We start from the raw sequence: 5,442 nt of genomic DNA on the forward strand, positions 1-5,442 counted from the left end.
GATATCCGGGGGCCGCAAAGATGATCTTCGTGTAGATCTCGTCGCCGTAGTCGAACGGGGGCTTGTCGTCCTCGTCGAGGTAGTCGACGCAGGACAGGCGCAGGTCGGACACGATGAACAGACCGCCCCCGTTCCTGTCCGAGATCGTGCTCAGGCTCGCCTTCGGCGCCTCGTACACGCGGTTGTCGTAGATCGTGTCCTCGGCCCACACCTCGACCCGGGTCGTCGCCCCGTTGTCGACGAGGTACTGCGCCTGCGCGTTGGTCATGCCGACCTTGCCGACGGTGAGGACGCGGCACGCGGTACCGCTCCCGGTGATGGTCAGCCGGGGGAGCGGGACCCCGGAGCTCAATGCATATTTCGGTCGGAACGGTACGAAACTATCTGACCAAAATCGTCACCAAAATGAACGCGAGAAACCGGGTGGACACGATACGCATAGCCACGGAAGCGGGCTGGATCTGAATTCCGCCCCCGGTTATTCTCGCCACGGGGTGATAGGCGATGACATATACACTTTTGCGCGGCAATTTCGTGATCAGATATCCCGATCTCCCGCGTCAGGGCCCCGAGCCCGACGGTGACACGATCAAGTTCCTCCCCGACACCCCGGCGCTGATCGAGGCGCTCCCCCGGCCGTCGGGCACGTCCCCCGACCTGAACCGGCGCGGCATCTCCGTCCGCCTGGAGGCCATCGACGCCACGGTGACCGCCGACTCGCTCGACGAGACCGTCATCTGGCCGAAGCTGTTCCGCCGCCTGGTGCCCTACTTCGCGGCCGGCTTCCCGGACTTCGACCACTTCGACACCTGGCTGCGCGTCGACCCCGTCCACCGCGACGACACGATCTGGCTGATCGCAAGACGGGAACGCGGCAACCTGCACGACGTGGTGCGCGCCTCGGGCGACCAGATCGAACTGACGGTCTGGCCCGAGGACTTCGTCATCGCGCCCGACCCCGCGACCGGCCCGATCACCCCGCCGACGGCCGTGACCGGCGACCTGCTCATCGTGGCCGCCCTGCCCGACCCGGCCGGCGCCGACGCGGGCGCGGGCGCCGAGAAGATCACCCTCCTGAACGTGACCCCAGACCCGGTCGGGCTGGACGGCTGGCACCTGCGCGACGCCTCGGGCAACCGGACGGGGTTGTCGGGCACGATCGAGGCGGGGACGGTCAAGGTCGTCAACGTGGGCCGGCTCGACAACGACGGCGACTCGATCATGCTGGTCGGGCCGAAGGACGTGGTGATCGATTCGGTGACGTACAAGAAGGAACAGGTCCGGAACGGCCGCACGATCGCCTTCGGCCGAGGTTAACCAGCGGCGCGGAAGAGTTCGTACCGTTCTTCGATGAGGTCGCGATGGGGCCGATCCGCCTTGTGGCGGGGCAGTGACACTGGCTGGTCATGCATGTCCTGAAGGCCGTGCTTGAGCATCGGCCCATCGATCTCCTCGAGAATGTCCGATCGCACTTCGATGACGAAGTCAGGCCGGATCCCGAGAATGTTCTGATCGAACGCCGCATGATGGATCTTGCACAAGGCAAGGCCGTTCGAAACGGCGGCGATGCCACGGCTGTGCCGGTCGGGAAGGATATGGGCCGCATCCAGGAGTGATCGGTGGCGGAGGCGGCACATCGCACAACTCGTTTCATAAGCCTGAATGACGCGCTGCCGGAAAACCGGTTGATGCAGCCGCTGCCGGGTGACGCGTTCGGCGTAGCGGCGCTCAAGCGGGCTCACGGTGCCGTCGACCGTCATCAGTCGCTGGGCTTCGTCGAGCGCCACTGCGACTTGGCCGGCCGTCTCCTCGACCGCGATGATCCATACCGGGAAGAAGGGGAGATACAGGCCGGTCTGCACGCCGACGAACCACATGAGCGGAAGCCCTTGGAGGTGTGCCTGCCGGAGACCCTCATTGGTGTAGTGACCGGCTTTTCCCTGGAACTTGTAGCGCAACAGGCCATCGGCTCCCACGGCATCCTCATAGGGTGCGTTGCGGTTGTCAGGCCGATAGGTCGTCAGAATCGACAACGCGGCGCTCAGTCCTTGGGGTTTGCGGATGCCCAACTGGTTGTCGACGAGAGGAAACGTACGTCCTTCAAACTGAAAGCCGAGAAGTTCCGCCCGGCTGACAACGGGGTTCTCCGGCGTGGATCGTTTGCGCAGCCATGCCATGGCGGCGGCTCTGATCCGACTGTCCAAATCGTCGCCCATAGACATGATCACAGACGGATTCTGCACCGCAGAACCGTCGTGTGTCCTGCGAACGCCTGAGCAAACCAAAAACCCAGACCACAAAGTGATCTGGGTTTTGATTGGTGCGCCGCCAGGGACTCGAACCCCGGACCCGCTGATTAAGAGTCAGCTGCTCTAACCAACTGAGCTAGCGGCGCCCGCGAGGAAGACTTTAGCAGCTCCAAGCCCTCCAACGCACATCGATAAGGCTCAGAGCCTCCACGCGCCGAGCGAGAACGGCACCGGCGCCCCCTTGAGGCCCGTCCCGTCGCCCCACTTGGTGATGTGGTATTCGATCGGGATGTGCCCGAAGCCGCCGTTGTCCTTCACGGCCAGGGTGTTCATGTCGAAGGTGCCGCCGGTCAGTTCGGCGAAGGTCTGCCCGTCGAGGTCCAGCATGATCCCGCGCGACGACGGGTTGCCGGGGCCGCGGTCCCCCACGAAGAACGGCTTCTTGACGCCGTTGTAGACCACGTAGCCCTCGGTGCCGAGGGGCCAGCTCGGGGAGGCGGCCATGCCCTTCTGCATCGGCTTGCCGCTGGCGGGCAGGCCCGTGTCGCCGGCGCGCCCGGAGGAGTCGTCCCAGAAGTAGGAGGCGGTGGTCTTGCCGGTCAGCACGGCCGGCTTGACGAAGGAGGGCTCCTTGATCGCGGGCTTGGCCATGGCCGGGGCCTCAAGGGGCTTGACGATGGCGGCCGGCTTGGTGTGGATCCGGACGTGGTTCGTGTGCGGAGGTGCGGCCAGGGCGGTGGCGGCGCCGGTCGTGCCCAGACCGAGGACGGCCAGGCCGGCGGTGGCGAGTGCGGTGGTCGCGGTCTTGTTCTTCAGGATGCCTTTGAGGGCGTACATGAAAAAGGGAGATCTTTCCGTACGACGACAGGACTGCCACGCGAGTCATCAGGGGTGGCGTGTCCGGTGGGCCCCGCGGGCCGCTGCCGGATCCGATGGTCAAGTGCTGTCTCGTGGGTTGGTCAGCACTTGGCAACGAAAGCGACACTAGCCACCAAACCATGACATGGCAAACCTAGGACAGTAAAACATCTCCGAACGCCATGAAACGCCCATAAGCAAGGGGATTCCGTGGTCAAGCGTGCCGTTTGCCCTCCCGTGACCGGTCAGGTGTTGGACTTGGAAAAGGTAAGGACGAGGGGATGGGGAGCCCTGGATGGAAAGCCTGCTGCAGGGGGCCACACGGCTGTTCGCCGCACTCGGGTATGACGCCACGACCTTGAAGCAGATCGCCGAGGCGACCGGGCTCGACCCGGCCAAGGAGGGTTTCGGGGGATCCAAGCGGGACCTCTACCTCGCCGTCATCGAGCGGGCCTCCCGGATCGAGACCGAGGCGCTGGAAGGCGTCGTCAACGACATGATGGCGGCCGACCAGATGACGGCCTCGGCCGCGGTGCACGAGATCGTCGACCGCTACATCGACTTCTGCGTCGCCAATCCGGAGTTCCCGGCGTTGTGGATCCACCGGTGGCTGTACGACGCGGCCGACCTCACCGGCCTGGAGCGGCAGTACTCCCAGCCGCTGATCACCATGACCACCTCCGTGCTCGAACAGGCCGCCGAGGCCGGATACATCGACGACACGGCCGACATGGAGTACTGCGTGTGGACGCTGATCTGGTGCGTCCACGGGTTCGTGCAGGGCGGCGTGCTCGACGAGTCGGGTGATCGGCTGGGCGCGGAGAACCCCGAGGTGCTCGCCCGGTTTCGGCGGCACCTCCACCGGCTGGCCGCCAGGACCCTGAATCTTTCATAGGCATCCTGGCCGTATCCCGGCGACCCACGAAACATGCTGTACACCTCGACGAAACGAACTCATCTTGGGAGCGCTCCCAATCGTGTACGCCGAGGAGAAGAGAAAGCTATGGGACCCCGATTGAGTTCCTGGCGCAGAGCCGCCATGACGGCGGCGGCCATGCTGCTGGCCGTCACCGGGCTCGCCGTCATGCAGGCCCCAGCGGGCGCGGCCGTCGCCTGCCAGGTCACGTACGCCAAGCAGTGGGACAACGGCAGCGGTTTCGGCGCCAACATCACGATCAACAACCTCGGTGACGCGGTGAACCCGTGGCGACTCACGTACACGTGGCCGGGGAACCAGACTGTTCAGCAGGGGTGGAACGGCACCTGGAGCCAGTCGGGCCAGAACGTTACCGTGGTCGCTCCCTCGTGGGGCGGCAACCTGGGCACCGGCCAGTCGGTGACGATCGGCTTCAACGGCCAGGTCAGCGGGACCAACACCAACCCGACCTCGTTCTCCCTGAACGGCACGGTCTGCAACGGCGGGCCGAGCCCGTCGCCCAGCCCGTCGCCGCAGCAGCAGGCGCTGATCGTGACGCCGACCAGCGTGAGCGTGCCCGAGGGCGGCACCGCCACCTACTCGGTGCGCCTCCAGTCGCAGCCCACCTCCAACGTGACGGTGACCACCACCGCCGGTTCGGGTGACACCAACCTGACGGTCAGCTCGGGCGCCAGCCTCACGTTCACCAGTTCCAACTGGAACACCGCGCAGAACGTGACCCTGGCCGCCGCGCAGGACAGCGACACGACCAACGGCTCGCGCACCTTCACGGTCGCCTCCAGTGGTCTGACCAGCGTCAACGTCACCGCCACCGAGGCCGACGACGACACCACGCAGACCCAGGCGCTGGTCGTCTCCTCGACCGCCGTGACCGTCCCCGAGGGCGGCACCGCCACCTACACGGTCCGTCTCGCCACCGCCCCGAGCGGCAACGTGACCGTGACCAACACGGCCGGCTCCGGTGACACCAACATCACCGTCAGCTCGGGCGCCAGCCTGACCTTCACCACGTCGAACTGGCAGACGCCGCAGACCGTCACCCTGGCCGCCGCGCAGGACAGCGACACGACCAACGGCAGCCGTCCGATCACCGTCGCCTCCTCCGGCCTTACCAGCGTCACGGTCACCGCGACCGAGGCCGACGACGACGGCACCCCGCCCCCCGGTCGCGTCGACAACCCCTACGCGGGCGCGACCGGTTACGTGAACCCCGACTGGTCGGCCAGCGCCGCCTCCGAGCCGGGTGGTTCGGCCGTCGCCAACACCTCCACGGCCATCTGGCTGGACCGGATCGCCGCCATCACCAGTGGTTCGGCCGGGAACAACAGCAAGGGTCTGCGTGACCACCTGGACCTGGCCGTCCAGCAGGACGCCGCCAACGGCTCCGCGCCGGTGGTC

At 66.2% G+C, this 5,442-nt stretch carries 6 protein-coding genes, 1 tRNA gene and 1 pseudogene; 4 read left to right on the forward strand and 4 right to left on the reverse strand.

All coding sequences use genetic code 11. From position 1 onward, the window contains the following. Positions 1–352, reverse strand: a 352-nt coding sequence (locus tag AW273_RS35690) for a hypothetical protein (protein WP_157556496.1), incomplete at its 3' end; no start/stop codon positions are given. Positions 353–360: 8 nt separating this feature from the next. Here AW273_RS35690 and AW273_RS36845 point away from each other — a divergent pair. Then, positions 361–465, forward strand: a pseudogene (locus tag AW273_RS36845) (LuxR C-terminal-related transcriptional regulator); the annotation flags it as partial. A 39-nt stretch (positions 466–504) separates the two neighbouring features. Further along, positions 505–1,317, forward strand: coding sequence for a lamin tail domain-containing protein (locus AW273_RS35695; protein WP_063910221.1), 813 nt, complete (start codon positions 505–507; stop codon positions 1,315–1,317). Here the strand turns inward: AW273_RS35695 and AW273_RS35700 are convergent. From AW273_RS35700 to AW273_RS36850, 3 genes are all read right to left on the reverse strand, one after another. After that, positions 1,314–2,216: an HNH endonuclease gene (locus AW273_RS35700; protein ID WP_062358198.1), complete on the reverse strand. Its 903-nt coding sequence runs from the start codon at positions 2,214–2,216 to the stop codon at positions 1,314–1,316. The two genes, AW273_RS35695 and AW273_RS35700, sit on opposite strands and share 4 nt — an antisense overlap. Before the next feature lie 102 nt (positions 2,217–2,318). Then, positions 2,319–2,395: transfer RNA gene (locus tag AW273_RS35705), tRNA-Lys, on the reverse strand. A gap of 52 nt (positions 2,396–2,447) precedes the next feature. After that, complete coding sequence (locus AW273_RS36850; RefSeq protein WP_083950313.1) at positions 2,448–3,086, reverse strand: hypothetical protein; 639 nt, start codon at positions 3,084–3,086, stop codon at positions 2,448–2,450. Positions 3,087–3,402: 316 nt separating this feature from the next. On the opposite strand from AW273_RS36850, the gene AW273_RS35715 reads away from it, so the two are divergent. Continuing rightward, positions 3,403–4,002, forward strand: a complete 600-nt coding sequence (locus AW273_RS35715; protein WP_062358196.1) for a TetR/AcrR family transcriptional regulator — start codon at positions 3,403–3,405, stop codon at positions 4,000–4,002. Between the two features lie 108 nt (positions 4,003–4,110). After that, positions 4,111–5,442 (forward strand): cellulose binding domain-containing protein (locus AW273_RS35720; RefSeq protein ID WP_198168534.1); only part of this gene is annotated, 1,332 nt, incomplete at its 3' end.

Source organism: Herbidospora yilanensis (assembly GCF_001570565.1).
In the GTDB taxonomy this organism is placed as follows: domain Bacteria; phylum Actinomycetota; class Actinomycetes; order Streptosporangiales; family Streptosporangiaceae; genus Herbidospora; species Herbidospora yilanensis.

Bases quoted from the DNA above. Each gene is read 5' to 3' on its own strand.
- AW273_RS36850 (WP_083950313.1), bottom strand. From the start codon at position 3,086: ATGTACGCCCTCAAAGGCATCCTGAAGAACAAGACCGCGACCACCGCA.
- AW273_RS35695 (WP_063910221.1), top strand. From the start codon at position 505: ATGACATATACACTTTTGCGCGGCAATTTCGTGATCAGATATCCCGAT.
- AW273_RS35715 (WP_062358196.1), top strand. From the start codon at position 3,403: ATGGAAAGCCTGCTGCAGGGGGCCACACGGCTGTTCGCCGCACTCGGG.
- AW273_RS35700 (WP_062358198.1), bottom strand. From the start codon at position 2,216: ATGGGCGACGATTTGGACAGTCGGATCAGAGCCGCCGCCATGGCATGG.